The 19814-nt window shown below is 51.1% G+C and carries 15 protein-coding genes and 1 other RNA gene; 12 read left to right on the forward strand and 4 right to left on the reverse strand.

The genetic code is table 11. From position 1 onward, the window contains the following. Positions 1–16: 16 nt before the first annotated feature. The 4 genes from B5F54_RS08480 (at position 17) to B5F54_RS08495 (ending at position 3838) form a co-directional block, all read left to right on the forward strand. Entirely contained in the window at positions 17–1156 is a 1140-nt protein-coding gene (locus B5F54_RS08480; protein WP_087233151.1) for an acyl-CoA dehydrogenase, read from the forward strand. Between the two features lie 29 nt (positions 1157–1185). Then, a complete protein-coding gene (locus B5F54_RS08485; RefSeq protein ID WP_087233154.1) occupies positions 1186–1968 on the forward strand; it encodes an electron transfer flavoprotein subunit beta/FixA family protein in 783 nt (260 codons plus the stop codon). Positions 1969–2017: 49 nt separating this feature from the next. Continuing rightward, on the forward strand, positions 2018–3034 hold the full coding sequence (locus tag B5F54_RS08490) for an electron transfer flavoprotein subunit alpha/FixB family protein (RefSeq protein ID WP_087233467.1): 1017 nt from the start codon (positions 2018–2020) through the stop codon (positions 3032–3034). 96 nt (positions 3035–3130) lie between these two features. Beyond that, on the forward strand, positions 3131–3838 hold the full coding sequence (locus B5F54_RS08495; RefSeq protein ID WP_087233157.1) for a GNAT family N-acetyltransferase: 708 nt from the start codon (positions 3131–3133) through the stop codon (positions 3836–3838). Here B5F54_RS08495 and B5F54_RS08500 read toward each other — a convergent pair. Together B5F54_RS08500 and B5F54_RS08505 are read right to left on the reverse strand one after the other, a co-directional pair. Then, positions 3823–5562, reverse strand: a complete 1740-nt coding sequence (locus B5F54_RS08500) for a sensor histidine kinase (protein ID WP_172749643.1) — start codon at positions 5560–5562, stop codon at positions 3823–3825. The genes B5F54_RS08495 and B5F54_RS08500 overlap by 16 nt on opposite strands. Before the next feature lies 1 nt (position 5563). Then, a complete protein-coding gene (locus B5F54_RS08505; protein WP_172749645.1) occupies positions 5564–7072 on the reverse strand; it encodes a response regulator in 1509 nt (502 codons plus the stop codon). 164 nt (positions 7073–7236) lie between these two features. Here B5F54_RS08505 and B5F54_RS08510 point away from each other — a divergent pair, with 164 nt between their 5' ends. Both B5F54_RS08510 and B5F54_RS08515 read left to right on the forward strand, forming a co-directional pair. Further along, positions 7237–9165 (forward strand): extracellular solute-binding protein, encoded by a 1929-nt coding sequence (locus B5F54_RS08510; RefSeq protein WP_087233166.1) that lies wholly within the window; start codon positions 7237–7239, stop codon positions 9163–9165. Between the two features lie 117 nt (positions 9166–9282). Further along, positions 9283–12621, forward strand: coding sequence for an alpha-amylase family glycosyl hydrolase (locus tag B5F54_RS08515; RefSeq protein WP_275532230.1), 3339 nt, complete (start codon positions 9283–9285; stop codon positions 12619–12621). Between the two features lie 275 nt (positions 12622–12896). Here the strand turns inward: B5F54_RS08515 and B5F54_RS08520 are convergent, their stop codons facing one another. Beyond that, on the reverse strand, positions 12897–13148 hold the full coding sequence (locus B5F54_RS08520; protein WP_054323025.1) for an AbrB/MazE/SpoVT family DNA-binding domain-containing protein: 252 nt from the start codon (positions 13146–13148) through the stop codon (positions 12897–12899). 167 nt (positions 13149–13315) lie between these two features. On the opposite strand from B5F54_RS08520, the gene B5F54_RS08525 reads away from it, so the two are divergent. Genes B5F54_RS08525 through feoB form a run of 3 tightly spaced genes read left to right on the forward strand, consistent with a single transcriptional unit; the run spans position 13316 to position 16285 of the window. After that, positions 13316–13897 carry a nucleoside recognition domain-containing protein gene (locus B5F54_RS08525; protein ID WP_087233172.1) on the forward strand — a complete coding sequence of 194 codons (582 nt, stop codon included), beginning with the start codon at positions 13316–13318 and terminating at the stop codon, positions 13895–13897. Beyond that, on the forward strand, positions 13890–14414 hold the full coding sequence (locus B5F54_RS08530; protein ID WP_172749649.1) for a spore maturation protein: 525 nt from the start codon (positions 13890–13892) through the stop codon (positions 14412–14414). Before B5F54_RS08525 ends, B5F54_RS08530 begins: the two co-directional genes overlap by 8 nt. Before the next feature lie 17 nt (positions 14415–14431). Continuing rightward, positions 14432–16285: a ferrous iron transport protein B gene (feoB, locus tag B5F54_RS08535; RefSeq protein WP_087233175.1), complete on the forward strand. Its 1854-nt coding sequence runs from the start codon at positions 14432–14434 to the stop codon at positions 16283–16285. Between the two features lie 54 nt (positions 16286–16339). On the opposite strand, the gene B5F54_RS08540 is transcribed toward feoB, so the two are convergent. After that, positions 16340–17128, reverse strand: coding sequence for a YhfC family intramembrane metalloprotease (locus B5F54_RS08540; RefSeq protein WP_087233177.1), 789 nt, complete (start codon positions 17126–17128; stop codon positions 16340–16342). A gap of 293 nt (positions 17129–17421) precedes the next feature. On the opposite strand from B5F54_RS08540, the gene ffs reads away from it, so the two are divergent. The 3 genes from ffs to B5F54_RS08555 all read left to right on the forward strand — a co-directional run bounded on the left by ffs (position 17422) and on the right by B5F54_RS08555 (position 19813). After that, positions 17422–17520, forward strand: an RNA gene (ffs, locus tag B5F54_RS08545) — signal recognition particle sRNA small type. Between the two features lie 195 nt (positions 17521–17715). Next, the gene (dnaX, locus tag B5F54_RS08550; RefSeq protein WP_087233181.1) at positions 17716–19362 is read left to right on the forward strand and encodes a DNA polymerase III subunit gamma/tau; all 1647 of its coding nucleotides are present in this window, start codon (positions 17716–17718) and stop codon (positions 19360–19362) included. A 100-nt stretch (positions 19363–19462) separates the two neighbouring features. Next, complete coding sequence (locus tag B5F54_RS08555; RefSeq protein ID WP_087233184.1) at positions 19463–19813, forward strand: YbaB/EbfC family nucleoid-associated protein; 351 nt, start codon at positions 19463–19465, stop codon at positions 19811–19813. Position 19814: the final 1 nt, after the last annotated feature.

Raw genomic sequence — 19814 nt, forward strand, 5'->3', positions numbered from 1 at the left:
ATTTGGAGGAACAGGTATGGATTTCGTACTGAGCAAAGAACAGGAAATGGCCCGCACGCTCTTTAAAGAGTTTGCGGAGAATGAAGTAAAACCTCTTGCACAGGAAGTCGACGAGACGGAGCACTTCCCGAGAGAGACCGTTGAAAAGATGCAGAAGCTCGGTTTCATGGGAATTCCGCAGCCGAAGGAGTACGGCGGCCAGGGCTGTGACACGCTCACCTATGTGCTGTGCGTGGAAGAGCTCTCCAAGGTCTGCGCGACCACGGGCGTTATTGTTTCCGCGCATACTTCCCTGGGCACGGACCCGATTAAGAAGTTCGGTACCCCGGAGCAGAAAGAAAAGTATCTGCGTCCGCTGGCTTCCGGAAAGATGCTGGGTGCGTTTGGCCTGACCGAGCCCGGCGCAGGCACGGATGCTTCTGGCCAGCAGACCAAGGCTGTTTTGGAGGGCGATCATTATGTCCTCAACGGCAGCAAGATTTTCATCACGAACGGCGGCGAGGCGGATGTCTACATCATCTTCGCGATGACCGATAAGAGCAAGGGTACGAAGGGCATCTCCGCGTTCATCGTAGAGAAGGACTTCCCGGGCTTCCGCATCGGCACCAAGGAGAAGAAGATGGGTATCCGCGGTTCTTCCACCACAGAGCTGATCTTCGAGAACTGCATCGTTCCGAAGGAGAACCTCTTGGGACAGGAAGGCAAGGGCTTCAGCATCGCTATGGCGACGTTGGACGGCGGCAGAATCGGCATCGCAGCACAGGCTTTGGGCATTGCTGAGGGCGCGCTGGAGGAGACCATCGCTTATGTAAAGGAAAGAAAGCAGTTTGGCCGTCCGATCGCGAAGTTCCAGAATACGCAGTTCCAGATCGCAGATATGGCGACGAAGGTAGAGGCTGCCCGTTATCTGGTGTACCGTGCGGCAATTGCAAAGGATACCAAGAAGCGTTTCTCCGTCGAGGCGGCAATGGCGAAGTTGTACGCTGCTGAAGTTGCGATGGAAGTAACCACCAAGGCGGTACAGCTCTTTGGCGGCTATGGTTACACGAGAGAGTACCCGGTTGAGCGCATGATGCGCGATGCAAAGATCACGGAAATTTACGAAGGCACCAGCGAAGTACAGCGCATGGTTATCTCCTCGAATGTAATTAAATAGTCGATAAAGGCCAAAAGGAGTGAAAATCTTTGAATATCGTAGTTTGCATTAAGCAAGTTCCGAATACCAATGAAGTAAAGCTGGATCCGGTGACCGGTACCCTGATTCGTGAAGGCGTGCCGAGCATCATCAATCCGGACGATAAAGCAGGTCTCGAAGCGGCTCTCCGCTTGAAGGACTCCATGGGCGCGCATGTGACGGTCCTCTCCATGGGCCCGCCGCAGGCGGACGCAGCGCTGCGCGAAGCGCTGGCAATGGGCGCAGACGAAGCCATCTTGGTTTCCGACAGAGCGTTTGGCGGCGCAGATACGTGGGCAACCTCCACGACGATTGCTGCTGCTATTAAGAACCTGGATTATGACCTCATCATCACCGGCCGTCAGGCGATCGACGGTGATACGGCGCAGGTTGGCCCGCAGATTTCCGAGCATCTCGGCATTCCGAACATCAGCTATGCGGAAGAGATCAAGGTCGAGGGCGATTCTGTGATTGTAAAGCGTCAGTATGAGGATCGTTATCATATCGTCAAGGCAAAGATGCCCTGCCTGATCACCGCATTGACCGAGCTGAATAAGCCCCGCTATATGACGCCCGGCGGCATCTTTGATGCTTACAGAGAAAAAGAAGTTAAGGTTTGGGGCCTGAAGGATATTACCGTTGACCAGGCAAATATCGGCCTGAAGGGCTCACCCACCAGAGTGTTCCAGACGTTCACGAAGAGCTTGAAGGCAGCTGGCACAGTTGTCCAGCTCGATCCGGAAGAGTCCGCCAACTACATGATCGAGAAGCTCAAGGAAAAGTTCATTATTTAATTTGTAGTTTGTGATGACAACTGAGAATATTGAAAGTGGTGAGCAAAAAATGAATTTACAGGATTATCAGGGCGTATTTGTATTCGTCCAGCAGGTGGATCATAAAATCACTGGCGTTTCTTATGAGTTGCTCGGCAAAGGCAAGGAGCTCGCTGCGGATCTGGGAACAGAAGTGACCGCAGTTTTGCTCGGTTATCAGGTAGAGGACCTCTGCCCGAAGCTTGCCCGCTATGGCGCGGACAAGATCATCCTGGTCGACAACGAGGCTTTGGAGCCGTATACCACGGAGCCGTATGCACACGCGATGTACAGCGTGATTGAGAAGTACAAGCCCGCAGTCGTCCTCTATGGCGCAACGGCAATCGGCCGCGACCTGGCGCCGCGCGTGTCTGCTCGCGTGCATACCGGCCTGACCGCCGACTGCACGAAGCTGGAGATCGATCCGGATACGAAGAATCTGAAGATGACCCGTCCGGCATTCGGCGGCAACATCATGGCGACCATCCTCTGCCCGGAGCATCGTCCGCAGATGGCGACGGTTCGTCCTGGCGTTATGCAGAAGATTAAGCCGATCGACGGCGCAGAAGCTCCGGTTGAGAAGTACGATCCTGGATTTGAGAAGAACAACAAGTATGTAGAAGTGCTTGACGTTGTAAAGAAGGTCAGCGACAAGATCGACATCCAGGATGCCAAGATTCTGGTTTCCGGCGGCCGTGGCATGGGCTGCCCGGAGAACTTCAAGCTCCTGCGTGATCTGGCGGACGTCCTCGGCGGCGAGGTGAGCGCGTCCAGAGCGTGTGTCGATGCAGGCTGGGCTGAGAAAGATGTACAGGTTGGCCAGACCGGTAAGACCGTTCGCCCGAACCTCTACATTGCCTGCGGCATCTCCGGCGCTATCCAGCACTTGGCCGGCATGGAGGATTCCGACGTGATCATTGCGATCAATAAGGATGAGAACGCGCCGATCTTCGAAGTAGCGGATTACGGCATTGTTGGCGACGTGACCAAGATTCTGCCGCTCTTCACAGAGAAGCTCAAGGAAGAACTGGCTCTGCGCAACGCGTAAGGGTTTCTTTCTGGATAAAATTGGCCCCTGGGAAATCCCAGGGGCTTTTTTGTTGGGTTATGTCATTTCAGGATTAAAGTGGGGGGAACGATACAGATGAAACAATTGGAACAGGCCGTCCGTTTTTTGGAAAAGGACCCGCTCCTTCACATCGATATGCTGGAATGCATCCGGCGTGGGAATGCAGAGTGCCTTTATGTGTCAGAGACGGGGGTTCTCTTGCGCGATCAACCGTCCGGGACGTGTCAATTGAGTGTGGAAACAGAAGGCGCCCTTCGGGAATGTCTGCCGCTTCTACAGGGGACAGATCTGTTGGTTTGCCATCAGGATTTTTATCGAGAGTTCCTATCGACGGCTTTGAACCTTTCCTTCGGGGAACGGTGTTACCAAGCCGCTTATTTAAAATCGGAAGCGCCGCATCCCAACCGCGAAGCAGGGTGGGACATTCATTCTTTGGATGAATCGGCCCTTCCGTTTGTGCATCAGCACTATAAGATGGTGACGGACGAGGACTACCTGCTCCAACGCCTGCATTCCGGAGAAATGTATGGCATCTTTGTGGAAGGAAAGCCGGCGGGGTTTATCGGCATGCACGCAGAGGGATCGCTCGGCATGTTGGAGATTTTGCCGGAGTACCAGCGGAGAGGGTTAGCCTTCGTACTGGAATCGTACGCCATTTATCGGATCAAGGAGAAGGGATGGACCCCTTACGGGCAGGTCATTGTGGGCAATCTCGCCTCTATGCATTTGCAACAAAAGATTGGGATGACCTTCTCTGAAAAGACCTGCTACTGGTTGAGTTGAGATTCAAAATTTTTTCTGCGCGCAGGGATTGTCAGGGTGGCGCGTGTTCCAACCGATAATTTGCTCTCCAGAGTAAGGCCAAACTCTTTGCCGTAATAGAGTTGAATACGCTCATGGACATTTTTGATCCCATACCCGCCGGAATCCTGTGTCAACAGGTTCGGAAGGGCCTGTGGATCGATTCCGACACCATTGTCTTCTACCATGAAGACAATGGTGTCCTTTTTATGTGCGGCAGTGATCCGGAGGATTCCCCCGCCGTCCGGACGCTGGTCCAAGCCATGGACAATGGCGTTTTCCACCAAAGGTTGTAGGAGAAGATTCAGCATCAGATATTCGCCAAGCCCTTCTTCGATTTGATAGATTGCTTCGAATTGGCCGCTATGCATGATCCGCTGGATATCGATATAGGAGCGCGTATTTTTCAGCTCGTCTGCTACAGATGTAAGCTGTTTTCCCTTATTCAACGTGGTTCGGTAGAATGTAGACAGGAGCTGCGCCATTTCGCTGATATCAGGGGCGTCTGCACGGATGGCCCTCCAATTGATGAGGGACAGGCTATTGTATAAAAAATGGGGATTGATCTGCGCTTGAAGAGCACGCATTTCCGCTTCTTTTTGTGCAAGCTTCCCCGTATAGACCTCATTGATCAGGGCGTTGATCTTATCCAGCATCTTCTGAAAGCTCCGAATTAGATCCCCAACTTCGTCGTGGGATTCGCTGGTGATCGTTACCCCCATGTCGCCTCCCTCAACTTGCTGCATGGTCTTTTGAAGTTTTTCAATCCGGCTGACCACCGCATGGGAAAGCAGCCATCCGATCAAGACCACCAGGATTAAGCAAAGCATAATAATGAAAGCAACGGTCAAAACGATGGGGGTGGCTGCATCTGTAATAAGATGGATTGGCTTATACAGGTAAACATCCCAGCCACAGGAAGGAATGTTTGCTTGAATTACGGTGTAATCAGAAGAGTTCCAGGTAATGGAAGAAGAATCGGAATCTAAAAGAGTCTCCAACGGTGGAACTTCACTCACATCGAGGCCGGCAAAGATTTCAGAATATACAGCGCTTCCATTGGAATCGACCAGATAGATTCCACAGGAATTTTTGGATAGCTCCAAAAAGGAGGAAAAGAGTTTTTGAGAGTCGATTTCGATATACAAAAGATTTTTTGCAGTTCCGCCGCTGTCTGGTTCAGGCATACGCCGGACAGCGCAGACAATGTCCTCCGCCGGCACAAACCAATTGATTTTAGAAGATTGGATACTGGGTTCATACCAGATCTCCCCTTCGGCATCTTGTAGGGGGATCACCATATTGCCGTGTTTTTCCATATTGGTGCCAGAATATAAGGTGATTCGCTCCACATCGTCATGAAGGTTTTTCATAGATAAAAATAGAGGGCTGATTGTTTTGCTATAGGCATCATAGAGTTCCATGTAATTGGTATAGATACGATTGGCTGATTCGTTTAGATCAGAGTCAAAGGCCAAATAGTCCGAGAGGTTGTTATAGATCTGGATCTGGTTGTCCAGGGAGTCGGCAGCCTGCTGCAAGGAGGATTGCAGGTTAGCCTCTTCTTGTGAAACCAACAAAGCCTTTGTTTGTTGATAGCAAAATAGCCCGAGGATTGCCACGGGGATAATACTAACCAGCAAAAAGCACAGCATGATTTTTTTTCGGAACGTGAGGTCCTTCAATAAGTGGATAGGAGACTTCATATCAATCTTCCTTTTGCCGGAATTTTTCAGGGCTGCTTCCAAAATATTCACGGAAGCTCTGGATGAAATAGGATACATTGGAATATCCAACGGCATTGCAGATAGTTACAACTTTCATGTGGGTGGTTTCCAAAAGCTCTTTTGCTTTTTCCATGCGGAATGCCTTTATATATTTATTAAGCCCATATCCCGTCTCTTTTTTAAAAATGGAGCTCAGATAACGGGGAGACAAATAGACGATTTCTGAGAGGTTTTCCAGATTGAGCTCTTGGTCATAATGTTTGCTGATATATCGCTTGACGGTTTCAACGTAGTTGGATGGGGCATGGGATTCCATGTTAGGATGTTCTAAATTCTGTTCTAGAATATTGGCTATTTCTTGGTAACTGTTGCTTTGGTAGATGGATTCTACTTTCCGAAACAGTTCTTCTTCGGAGAAATGGGCCCAATGGATAGAAACATCCCGTAGCAAATTGGAAAACACAAATTTTACATATAAGTGAGAAAGATTGGTTTGACCAGCATATGCGTCGCAAAGCAGTTGTATGTTTCTATGAACGGCATCCAAATTGTGCTCTTGCAGGGCCGCTTCCAAAGAAGTAAACAGGGAAGAGACATCTTGATAACCGCTGTTTAATTTTTGAGAGGAGGCACAAGCAGAGAACACATAGGTGTCTGGGAGAAAAAAGCGGTTTTCCAACGCCTGTTCCAGGGATTCAAAGGCCGTCGGGATCTCAGAAGCTCCTGAAAAATCTTCGCTGAAGGCCAGATAACCATCCACACGATAGCGCTGTTGGATAAACCGCCGGATGTCAGCGGACAAAGAAGCCCAATCGGTCCGATTGGCAGCATTGGAAAAGAACAACAGGCTTTCACAGGGGTTTAAGTTGAGATAGTCAAAGGGAAGGGGAAGCAGTTGCGAAAGTTCCTCAGAGAATTCTTGCCCAGCGTGATCGAAAAAATTCCGGTTGAACTCTAGCAAGACCATGTTGGTATATTGATTCAAAAAGCCTAGATCGAACAGGGCCCCGGCTTCCGCAGTCAATGTTTCCAAGGGAGTACCGTTGACTAAGGAATAGAGAAGATGTTCCCGCGCGTAAGCAATCCGGCGGCTGTTCCGTTCTTCTTCCGACCGGCGGGAAAGGATTTCTGCGGAAACCCGTTGCATAACTGTGCAGAATTCCTCGACGTTTACTGGCTTAAGGATGTATTCCCGGACCCCCAGCGAAATAGCGGTCTTGGCATATTCGAATTCGCTAAACCCACTAAATAGGATCACCCGGATGTTGGGTTGTAGCAACAGCGCTTCTTTAGCGAGAGTGAGCCCATCCATAAAGGGCATCCGCACGTCTGTAAACAGGATGTCGACGGCGCGGTTCTTTAGGTAGTCGAGTGCCGCTTTCCCATTGGGGGCTTGGCCGGTTTCCATATTGAAGCCATATTTGTGAAGCAGAAAGAGAATCCCTTCCCGTTCCTCCGCTTCATCATCCACAACCAACATATGTATCATAGAAGGAACTCCTCTCTTATTAAAATAATCCATCTATTTTAATTTTATCCCATTAAATCCAAAGGAATCTTGAAAGTTTTTTATTAAATTCCATGAGAAAATTTTGAAGGCAAGGGACTCTTTATATAATAAAAACATTGAAACCCAAGAAAGAGGTGTCCGGAGTGAAACAGACCAAAAAGATACACCAAATATGCGCCTGGTTCCTAATCCTAATGGTGGGGATTCTACAAGGATGTGACCGGACAACGAAAGAGACAGAAAAAGTTGCAGAAGCTTCGCTGTATCAAGAGCAGGAGGAAGAAGGCCTTTCCTGGGAGACTGCCGCGCATACCCCGTTTGGCAAATATCCGGAGCCGGTAGCCTGTACCGTAGGGAGAAAGAGCAACGGGTATACATTGGAACAGGCGTTACAGGATGACGTCTGGACGTATCAACGCTTTTTAGCAGACTTCCTAAATATTGAATTTACCAACGCCTTTGATGTCCAAAGTGAAGAGGATTTCCAGCAGAAAGTTTCAATGGCCATTGTCAGCGGGGATATTCCAGATATTATGACGGTCAATGGGCAACAGCTTCTGCGGTTGTATGAATCTGGGCAGATCGCAGATTTAACAGAGGCCTATGAGAATTGCGCCAGTGACCACATCAAAGAAATCTATGACTCCTATGGCGGCGCATGCCTGGATGCGGCGACATTTGATGAGCGGTTAATGGCCTTGCCCACGACCGAAATGTCGCATGGGCCGGGGGTATTGTGGTTGCGCAAGGATTGGATGGAAAAGCTGAACCTTCCAGCCCCGGAGACGATGGAGGACATTGAACAGATTCTCCGCCGCTTTATACAAGAGGACCCGGGAGGGAATGGTCCAGGCAAGACCATTGGCCTTGTGTGCAGCCCGGAAATTGCGGGGGATTCCGGCGGATTATATATGCTCAACAGTGTGTTTACCCTTTATGGGGCGTTTCCGAAACAGTGGATGGAGCAGGAGGACGGCTCGGTTGCCTATGGTTCCATTCAGCCGGAGATGAAGAATGCGTTGGCGGAAGTCGCTAAATTGTATCAAGAAGGGCTTCTCGACCAGCAATTCCTTTTGCGGACGGAAGAGGATTGCCAAGAATTATTGGCCGAAGGCATCAGTGGGGCCTTCTTTGGAAACTATTGGAGCAGTGAAGTCCTTCCGGAATGTTTATTGAAAAATCCAGAAGCCGATTGGACGCCGTATATCGTGCCAAAAGATGAAAATGGATATATAACGATGTTCGAGGGCAACCCCAATAGCAGCTACATTGTTGTCCGCAAGGGCTATTCGCATCCAGAAGTTGCCATCAAGATGGCAAGCGTGCAGTTCGATTACGTGCAGGACGTGGAACCAGAATTTAAAAACCAGTTAAACCGGGATGGAATGCTGCTCAATATGCATATTGGATATGATGATTCGTTTGCCCGCTCTGGTGCCACCTTGGATCAAGCGCTCCGGGGAGAAATACAGGTGGATGAATTGAATGCAACCCACAAGTCAAACTTTCAGAAAATAACCGCATATTTGCAGGCCTTGGAAGAAGGAGAAACGCCTTCTCCGTGGGATTGGCAGCAATATAAATCTTATATCGAGGCCTATCAACTCTATATGGAGACACCTATCAAGAGGGTGACGCCTGTATTTGTGCGAGAGACGGATATTATGCGGAAATATTGGCCAGCCCTTGAAGAAATGGAGCAAGAAATGATGCTTCGCATTGTTACGGGCGAAGCCCCTCTGGAAGATTTTGATATATTTGTAGAAGAGTGGTTGGATGCAGGAGGAGACCTCGTGACAGGAGAGGTCAACCGGCTTCATACACAAGATAATCGACCTGACAGCAGGCGAATGGTTTTGGCCGTTTGCCTGCTTTCTGATTCTTATCATAGCATGAATTCGAAGCATAAAAAAGGACGGTATATAAAATGCATGAAAATTCAATGTGTATCGTACTTTTTTTATATTTACTGGCGAACCTTCCCGTTTTACAATAAAATCACCGAAAAACAAATGAATTCGTTGAACGAAGATGATGACGAATTCAAAGGGCAAGTCCAACTATATCTTTAGAAAAAAGAAGAAAGGAGTGACAAGAATATGGACTTGCAAAAGGGACGATTGAGACAAGGAGGGTTAAACATGTCAAAAATGGGCAGAAAAATTACCGCCCTAATGCTTGCGTTACTAATGGCAACTTCTACCTGTAGCGTTGGACTCGCTGCGCAGGAACAGGTTGGCAGTATAGGAACGGCCGTTTCAGCCTCGGCTGGAGATACTGTCACAGTAACATTTGATTCACAAGGGGGGGCCGAGTTGGCCCCAGTCGAGACCACCGCGGGAAGCACCGTGCTCCTGCCGGAGAATCCGTCTAAGCCTGGCTATGCGTTTAAGGGCTGGTATACGGAGCCGAATGGAGAGGGCAGCCTGTTCTACATCGATACCCCGGTGACGGAGAGCCTCACCGTGTATGCCTACTGGGAGGAAATCCCCACTGGTATCATCGACGAGCAGCCCTCAGACAACTTCTATGAGATCTTTGTCCGCGCATTCTGCGATTCCGACGGGGATGGCATCGGTGACTTTAACGGCCTGGCCAGCAAGATGGATTATTTGCAGGATCTGGGTATCACGGGAATTTGGCTGATGCCAATTACCGAGTCTGGCAGCTACCACGGTTACGATACGGTAGACTACTACAGCGTGGAGCAGGACTATGGCACGATGGAAGACTTTGAGAATATGCTGGATGAAGCGCATGCGCATGGGATCAAAGTCATTATGGACCTGGTGGTGAACCACTGCGGCAGCGGCAACCCGTGGTTCCGGGATGCAATTACCAATCCGGAGACGAGTCCGTACCGCGATTACTTTAAGATTGAGAAGAGCACGGATTACGACGAAGATAAAGACAACAACGCGACGGACGACGCACATTCCGGAAATAAGCGCGTATGGCAGCAGTGGAGAGCAACCCCGGGTTACCGCTATCTGGGCTTGTTCGGCGGCGGAATGCCGGACCTGAACTATGACAACCCGGCGGTACATGAGGAAATGATCAATGCCGGCCAGTTCTGGCTGGAAAAGGGCGTGGATGGCTTCCGTCTTGACGCAGCCCGCCACATCTATGGCGACTACCTCGATACGATGTACACCCCAGAGATCGCGGACAAGAACGCGGCCTGGTGGAAGGAATTCCGCGCAGGAATGGAAGAGGTCAATCCGGACGTGTTCCTGGTAGGCGAAGTCTGGGAAGAGAATACGGACCGTATGGTGCCGTTCGTCCAGGAAGGCGCCCTGCAGAATACCTTTGATTTCAGCCTTGCCAGCGAGCTGCTGGAAGTAGCGCAGACCGAACACAACGGCAACTTTGTCTCTGAGCTGTGCGAAGTATTCGATAAATTCGGCTTTGCCTCCAACGGGACATTTGAGGATTGCACGTTCCTGACCAACCACGACCAGAACCGTACCATGAGCGTGATGGAAGGCAACGAGGACCATGCGAAGACGGCGGCTTCCCTCTATCTGACGTTGCCGGGCAACACCTTCATCTATTACGGTGAAGAAGTTGGCTTGCAGGGCATGAAGCCGGACCAGAACATCCGCGAGCCCATGCCGTGGTATGAGAGCAACGAGGGCGAGGGCCTGACCGACTGGCTGAATGGTAAAAATAAGTACAGCTTGGGCGGCGAAACCTCTGTAGAAGCACAGGTTGACGATCCGGATTCCATGCTGAACCACTACAAAGAGCTGTTGAGCTGGCGCAATGAGATCCGCGCGCTGAAAGACGGCGATGTGGCGGAATATGACACCGGCAACAACGGTGTAGCTTCCTACATCCGTATGACGCAGGACGACAGCGTCCTGGTAGCAACGAACCTGACTGGAAACGAAATCACCGTGGAAGTAAAACCGGATGCAGAATTTGGTTCCTTCAGCAAGATCCTGAAGAAATTCAGCGTGGATACCGTTTCGAAGTTGGAAGATGGCATGTTGACGATTGCCCCGTATAGCACCGTGGTACTCTCCGGCGATGTAAAGCCTGGCCAGTACAGCGTGGCATACAGCAAAAATGTGAAGCTCTCTGTGGATGGAGAGGAGCAGAAACTCGCAAACCTGATCGGCCTGTATACGGCGGATGCAGAGGATGGAGTTGTGACGCTGGAATTTGTACCGGCAGTCGAAGGAAAAGAAATTGCCGGCGTCTTGGTCAATGGCGAAAGCGTTGATTTTGACGATAGCGCTGTGTTTACATATGAACTCAATCCCAGCGAACAGATGCATACAACCTTTGCCTTTACAGTTGTTGATAAGCGTGTTCTTCGTATGACCCTGGAGACGGCGCAGAAAGCACTGGATGAGGCGGATAAGGATGCAATGCTCCCTGCTGTACTCGAAGCAATGGAAAATGCAATTGCAGCAGCCCAGGAGATTATTGATAACCCGACCGCAACGCAGACGGAGATTGACCAGGCGTGGAGCGGACTGTTGGATGCGCTGCACTGCATCGACTTCGTCAAGGGAGACAAGACCTATCTGGAAGAATTGGTAGCAATTGCAGAGCAGATCGACCTCAATGAATTCACCTCGGCTTATAACGAGGAATTCAACATCGCTTTCGTAGACGCCCAGGATGTTTTGGCTGACGAAAATGCGATGGAAGACGAGATCAACGCGGCTGCAGATGCACTGGAGCAGGCACTTCTTGGCCTGGTCCGCAGAGCGGATACCTCCGAACTGGAAGCGGTCATTGCAAAGGCAAAGGGCCTGAATCTGGACGAATATATCGAAGCTGGAAAGGCTGAGATGGCTCAGGCGCTGGAAGCTGCAAATGTGATCGTAGAAGATCGGGACGCTACGCAGGAAGACGTGGATAACGCAGCGATTACCTTGACGGAAGCTTTGGCGGCCATGCGTAAGATCGCCGATAAAGATGCTCTGCGTGCACTGATTGCCTCTATGGAGACGGTCGACTTGAGTGGGTTTACAGCAAAGAGTGTAGCAGCATTCCAGCAAGTGCTCAACACGGCGAAGGCTATGGCAAATGACGCGGCCCTGAGCGAAGACGATCAGGACAAGGTTGACGCAATGAGCGATGCCTTGCAGGATGCATATAATAGCTTGGAGAAAAAGGAGACGACTACGCATAACAGCTCTTCTGGCAGCTCCAGCTCCTCAAGCAGCAACAAAACGGCGTTTACAACCGCTACAGCGGTGGCGATCACTGCGGGGCAGAGTGTGGGGACTTCCTCCGCTGTCCGTTCGGTGATCTCTGATACAACCCTTCCCTTTGCTTTGAAACGCGGCAGCGCTTATTGCTTCAAGATGACAGTAACCAACGGTAGCACGGTGATGCCAAGCTTTACAGTTGGCAATGGGGATGTGTTTAAGACTCAGTTTGTAGCGAAGATCGGCAATGACTATTACTTCCGCATTTGGGCGATCGGCGCACCTGGACAGAGCGCTGGCATTTACACCCAGATGCCGGGTGAAGCACCGCAGTGCCATTGTGTGGTAACGGTTGCGTAAGCCATTGGTCGATTGGAAAGAAGCGGGAATGCTTTTTTCCGAACCCGATAAACAGACAACAAGTTTCATTTTCTCTTCATTTTCCTAATCTCTAAGGAAAACATACGATGTTTTTCTCCACCTGAGGAGAACCCCGCAGTTTACAGAGTCACTCCCTGTAAGCTGCGGGGGTTCTTTTTGTGATCGAAAACGATAAAAAAACAGCGCGATATTCCCAATTAGGATTTCGCGCTGTTATAGTCTATGAACCTACCCAATTAGGAACTCGGGCAGTATCAATCCTGAGAAAGGCTCGCGAGCTTTTTCAGACAGTTTTGACAGATGTTGTGTCCGCGGTAGGTTGTAATATTGACGAGGCTGTTGCAAAAGATACATGCCGGTTGATATTTCCGCAAAATGATGTCAGAGTCCTCAACAAAAATTTCCAGAGGGTCCTTTTCTTGAATATTTAAAGTACTGCGCAATTCCTTTGGCAGAACAATTCGTCCAAGCTCGTCAACTTTACGGACAATTCCTGTCGATTTCAAAATAGAATGTCCTCCTTTATGGATGATTTTGGAAGTTTTGTCACTTCCTGTAAAGATGGTAACATTTTTTACCATTTTTGTCAATCTATTCAAGCGAGAAAATATACTATCCGTTATTGAAAATGAATACAGATTGGAATAGAACACAACAGGATGGAGGAACCCGAATGCTGAACAAGGTATGGGCGGCGATGATCGCAGTGAGTGTTTTTTGTGCTTTGGCGACCGGCCGCATGCAGCAGCTTTCGGAGGCTGTATTGGCGGGGGCCGGGAATGCGGTGCAATTAATTTTCGGGATGATGGGGATGATGTGCGCCTGGACAGGGCTGATGAAAATTGCAGACGCCGGAGGGCTCACCGCGATCCTTTCGCGCCTTCTGGCGCCGGTTTTGCGCCGTTTATTTCCCGCCTATCCGCCGGAAAGCCCTGCGGCAAAGGCCATCTGTATGAACATTACAGCGAATCTTTTGGGATTGGGGAATGCAGCGACCCCGATGGGGCTCGCCGCTATGAAAGAGATGGCCGCGCAGAATCGCGGTTCGCATGTGGCGGATAATTCCATGGTGATGTTCGTCGTGCTGAATACGGCATCGCTTCAATTGATTCCAACGTTTATGGGGACGCTCCGGGCGCAGTATGGGTCCGCAGCGCCGTTCGACATTTTGCCCGCCGTGTGGATGGTTTCCGCCATCGCACTGGTTGCCGGCCTTTTGGCGGCGAAATTATTGGAGGGCTGCTCCATTGGATAAACTGGGAATATATGTGGTTCCGGTCGCCGTGCTGTTGATGGTGGCATTTGGTGTGGTCCGGCGGGTGCCGGTGTTTGACACCTTTGTAGAAGGGGCAAAAGAGGGATTGCAGTCGTGCTTTTCCATCCTTCCCACATTGGTGGGGCTGATTATGGCTGTCACGATGCTGAACGCATCCGGCGCTTTGGAGCTACTGGCTTCGTTCCTTGCTCCCGTGGCAACATTTTTGGGGATTCCAGCAGATGTACTGCCGCTTGCACTCATTAAACCGGTTTCAGGAAGCGGGGCGACTGCGCTGTTGACACAGATCTTTGCAAAGGACGGGCCGGACAGCTTTGCGGGCCGCGTCGCCTCCGTAATGGCTGGTTCGACCGAGACGACCTTTTATTGCATCGCCGTTTACTATGGGGCGGTACAGATCAAAAAAACGCGGCATACTATTCCTGCGGCGTTAATCGCAGATCTAACTGCATTTTTCGTCGCTGGGCTTGCAGTGCGGTTGTTTTTTGGAACTTAACCGGGGAGGAAGGACACATGCAGGAAGGAGAAAAGAAACTCCGCGTTGTATTGGCAGGAAATCCAAATTGTGGAAAGACGACGTTGTTTAATCGGCTGACGGGGGATCACCAATATGTGGGGAACTGGCCTGGCGTGACCGTTGAGAAAAAGACAGGAGGACGACGGGTTCATGGGGTACAACTCGAAATAACGGATTTGCCAGGGGTATATTCCTTAACGCCCAATTCCCCCGAGGAAATGATCGCGGACCGCCTTTTGCAGAGAGGGGAGATGGAGGTCGTTATCGATGTGGTTGACGCCACGAACCTGGAGCGGAACCTCTACCTCACCATGCAGCTTTTGGAGCGAAGGCTTCCAGTGGTGGTCGCCCTCAATCTGATGGACGAATTGCGGAGGGAGGGTGGAAGTATCAACCGGCCGGCTTTGGAAAAGGCATTGGGGGTTCCGATAATTCCCATTTCGGCAGCAACCGGGGAGGGGATGGAAGAGCTCCTTTCAGGGGTGGTACATAGAGGGGAAATGTCTTCCTCATGTGCGAGGCCATTGTATCCCATTCCAGCACCGGACATGCCTGACTATGAAGAACAACTAGCGAAACGGCGGTACGGTGCGGCGGAATATGCCGTGAAACAGGGACTTCTTTTTAAGAAGCATCCAGGAAAACGTTTGAGTGACCGGGTTGACGCGATTGTCATGCATCGGTTTTTTGCGATCCCCTTGTTCCTAGTGCTGATTTTCCTCGTCTTCTACCTTACCTTTGGCAGCGTAGGGGCCTTTTTCTCGGAAGGGTTGTCAGCCGGGTTTGTAGCGGTTTCGAAGCATGTGGAATGGCTGCTTACAATGGCAGGGGCATCGGAATGGGTGCGCAGTTTGGTCGTAGAGGGCATCCTCGCCGGACTGGGGGCGGTATCGGCGTTTTTTCCACAGATTGTCCTGCTGTTTTTCCTTCTCTCCCTGTTGGAAGACAGCGGCTATATGGCGCGGGCCGCCTTTATAATGGACGCGCCCATGCGAAAGCTCGGCTTATCCGGGAAAGCCTTTGTACCGCTGTTGATGGGGTTTGGATGCACGGTTCCAGCGGCAATGGGAACCCGAATTCTGGAAAACCAGAAGGATCGCCGCCTGACGCTCTTAACGCTTCCGTTTCTATCGTGCAGTGCGAAAATGCCCGTCTATTCGCTGTTTATCGCCACCTTTTTTTCCAGGTGGGGACCGGTTGTGATGTTTGGCGTTTATCTGCTGGGGATTCTGCTGGGAGCGCTGTCGGCATGGTTTTTCCAAAAGACCGTTTTAAAAGGAGAAGAGGCACCCTTTGTGATGGAATTGCCTCCTTACCGGCTACCCACTTGGAAGAGTTTGCGCATCCATGTTTGGGAGCGCGTCAAGGACTTTTTCAAAAGGGCAGGGACGGTTCTGCTGTGTGCAACCGTTTTCGTCTGGGTTCTGCGTTCATTCTCGCCTCAATTGCAATATGTGACGGATAGCTCACAGAGCATCCTCGCGGTAGTGGGTGGGTGGATTGCTCCCCTATTCCGACTGTGTGGGTTTGCCGATTGGCGTGCCGCCGTGTCCCTGGTGACCGGATTGGTGGCAAAGGAGAGCATTGTCAGTACAATGGGGGTGCTGTACGGCGGGGAGATGGGGCTTGCAGGCGCCTTGGCCGAGGCATTTGCCCCGCTTTCGGCCGGTTCCTTTCTGCTGTTTGTACTGCTCTATACGCCGTGTGTAGCTGCCATTTCCGCGATTCATCGGGAGATGGGCAGCTTCAAATGGACGGCTGTATGCGTGGTTTGGCAGCTGTCCGTGGCGTGGTATGTTTCCGCGCTCTTTTACCAGACTGGTATGCTTCTCCTAAAACTATTTTCATAATAAACAAAGCAGCTTCGTGGAAAACTTCCGTGAAGCTGCTTTTTAATCGCTATTTTAGAATGCATAAGCGTTTTCCCTTGGGAAGGATTTGCGCACGTGCAAGACATAAGCGAGCGATAGGAGTCCCAAAAGGAGAAGCACGCCTTCACAAATCCATATGTTACTGTATTGTACCAAGAATGTAGCGGCCACATTGAACGCTGTATGGGCGAGCAAGGCGAACAGCCAGTAGCGGAACGAATGCCTGCGATTGACACCGTAGAAAATCAGCACAGAAGCAAAAACATGGAAGAGCACCGCAGAGATGCGCTCCACAATTCCCAAATAGATGCTAGCGGTGGACACGGAGGCCAATGCAGCTGTGATCTGCTGGAGCATCTCAGCGGAGCCTGATGCGGCCGCTCCCAAAGAGCCGCTGTTAATCATCACACAGTAGAGGAGGTTGCCGATGGAGCTAAGGCCCACCAGCAAAACCACCTCGCAGAGCCCATGCCCCAGGCCAAAAGAGACTGCGTCGCGGTAGCTGCGCCGCCCCTTGCAGAAACATTTTGCGCCCAACAGGCGGGCAGATTCTTCAAACAGCCCGGCGGAAGCACTGAGTAAAATGAGATACAAAAGCATCTGTTGTTGCGCAAAAGTAAGGAACCAGCCCTGTGTGGAGAGAATACTTAAAAGCGGGATACGCAGTAGAATCTGTGAAACAAAAAACGCGAGTACACCGATGAGCAAAGGGCATAGCGAAATTGCCCGCCGGATCGCAAGGAGGACCAGAAGTAAAAGGGGGAATAGCACTGTAAAAAAAGAAGAAATTCCAAATGCAATAAGTATTTCTGTTGGAATCATGACGATTCATCTCCTTTGTGCCCCATTTTAGCATGGTTATTATAAAAATACTAGAGGGAATGCGATCGATTGGGCAATTTCCTTTTGATTAAGTTAGCAAACAATTCTCTACATGCGGCCAGCCGATGTAATTTTCCCAAAATCGGTTTCTGCAATCTGAAAAAATGGTGAACTTTTGTAAAAGAAGACAAGTTGGGCCTTGCGTTTTTGCGCAAAATACGATATAATATCCAGGTCAAGGGATGACCCTTGGAGAAGCAAGGCAGGAATTGCGTGTAACAGGATATGCAGGCGGGCGGGCTCTGTGCGACGGAGCGCCGTGAACCATGTCAGGCGGGGAACCGAGCAGCATTAAGCGGAAGAGCCCGTGCGATGCAGGTGGTCCGTTCGTCTGCATATCCCGGTACACGATACCGTCGCGAGGCGGCTGTCCTTGCTTTCCGTTTGTATACGGGCTGTCCGGAAGATACAGGAGGCGGTTGTGCGTCTTAGATTGGCGTATTCTTTTGTGACGAAGGTGTTTGTTTAAGAAGAGCACAGCGGGTTGATAGGCTTCTATTCGCGGAAATCTAGAGAGAGGTGCGCATATGTATAAGGTCTTGTACCGAAAGTGGCGGCCGCAGGTCTTTGCGGACGTAGTAGGGCAGCCACAGGTCACCGTAACGCTCAAAAATGAGCTGATGGCTGGCCGGATTGCGCACGCGTACCTCTTCACAGGATCGCGCGGAACAGGAAAGACCACCTGCGCGAAGATTCTGGCAAAGGCGGTCAACTGTCTCGAGCTGCACGGCGGCGACCCTTGTGGGTCGTGCGAAATCTGCCGCGGAATCGAAAATGGTTCCGTGATGGATATCGTGGAGATTGACGCTGCCAGCAACAACGGCGTGGATAACATCCGTATGTTGCGGGAAGAGGCGAATTTCACCCCGGCTGCCGCCAAATACCGTGTTTATATCATCGACGAAGTACACATGCTGTCCACAGGGGCGTTTAATGCGCTGTTGAAGACGCTGGAAGAGCCGCCAGAGCATGTGATTTTCATCCTTGCAACCACAGAGGTCCACAAGCTTCCCGCCACAATCCTGTCCCGATGCCAGCGGTTCGACTTCCGGCGGATCCCTCCGCAGGAAATCGCCGGGCGGTTGGCCTATGTAGCGGAGCAGGAAGGGGCTGTTTTGGAGGAGCAGGCAGGCTTGCTGCTTGCTCGATTGGCGGACGGCGCTCTTCGCGATGCGCTTTCCCTCTTAGATCAGTGCCTTGGGCGGAGCAAACAGGTTACGCTGGACGTTGTTCAGGAGACGGTTGGGCTTGTTGGGCGCGACCATCTATTTGCCTTATCCGAAGCCGTGCGCAAGCAGGATTCGTCTTCCGCATTGGAGACGATCGACCGCCTGCACAATGCGTCCAAGGACATGGCGCGCCTTTGTGAGGAGCTTTCCTCCCACTACCGCGGGTTGATGTTGATTAAAACGATGAAGGACGCGCGGGGTATTCTCGCTGTATCGGACGATGAATTTGAGCAGATGACCAAGCAGGCGCTTTCCACCCCTCTATCGGAGATCTTACACGGTCTCGATACGCTGCAAGGGGCTTTAGACAAGATGTATCGCGGCGGCGACCGCCGTGTCGAGCTGGAAATGGCGCTGATCAAGCTTTGCTCGCCGGAATTGGATGATTCGAATGCCGCTTTGATCCGGCGGATCGAGGCATTGGAGCGGGGCAATCCCCGCCTAGCGGCTTCGAAGGCAAAGCAGACGGAGCCTATTGTGCAAAGCCCTGAGGAACCAAAACAGGAAGGGCAGCCAAGCGTAGTTCCATTGCCGGACGAGCTTCCCCCAAAAAAAGAGGAAGCTGTTTTACCTCCCCCTATAAGGCCATCGGTTGCGGCCAACCCCCAGAAGCCTCTTGAAGAAGGTGCAACCCGCTTGGCTGAATGGCCGGAGATTTTGCGTATCTTAAAAGAATATTCGGTTGCGATATCAGCGGCGTTCACCGGTTCTTCGGCATATGTCAACGGCGATTATGTGTTGATTGACGCCAAGGAAATGGCCTTTGAGCTGCTCCGCAAGTCTTCGCAGCGCGATAAGATGCGCGAGGCGATCCAGCAGGTCACCGGACGCGTCTATAAACTAGGCCCTTATCGTGCAAAGAAACAGGAAGAGGCCGAAGTTGACCCTCTATTGAAATTGGCTGGAGAAGCGGAAGAGGCGGGAATCCCTGTGACACGGACGTAACTGCGGCCGGACAAACGGGAAATGAAGATGTGTTCTCATCAATTTGATAAAATAGAACGCCCATTTGGGCAAAGAATCTTTTGAAAAGGAGTTTTGATTTATGAAGGCAAGATTACCCCAGGGATACGGCGGAGGCGGAGCAGCAAATATCCAGCAGCTCGCTCGTCAGGCCCAAAAAATTCAGGAGGAGATGGATGCGGCCAGCGCAGAGCTGGATCAGAAGTTATATACAGCGACTTCCGGCGGCGACGCTGTGAAGGCTACAGTCAGCGGCAGCTTGGAAGTACAGTCCATCGAGATTAAGCCTGAAGTGGTCGATCCCGAAGATGTAGAGATGCTGGCGGATCTGGTCCGTGCAGCTGTCAACGAGGCGCTGCGCGCGGCTTCCGAAGAGAAGGCGGAGAAGATGGAAAAGATCTCCGGCGGCTTCAACATGCCGGGCCTCCTGTAAA

This window comes from Anaeromassilibacillus sp. An250 (genome assembly GCF_002159845.1).
Lineage (GTDB): Bacteria > Bacillota > Clostridia > Oscillospirales > Acutalibacteraceae > Anaeromassilibacillus > Anaeromassilibacillus stercoravium.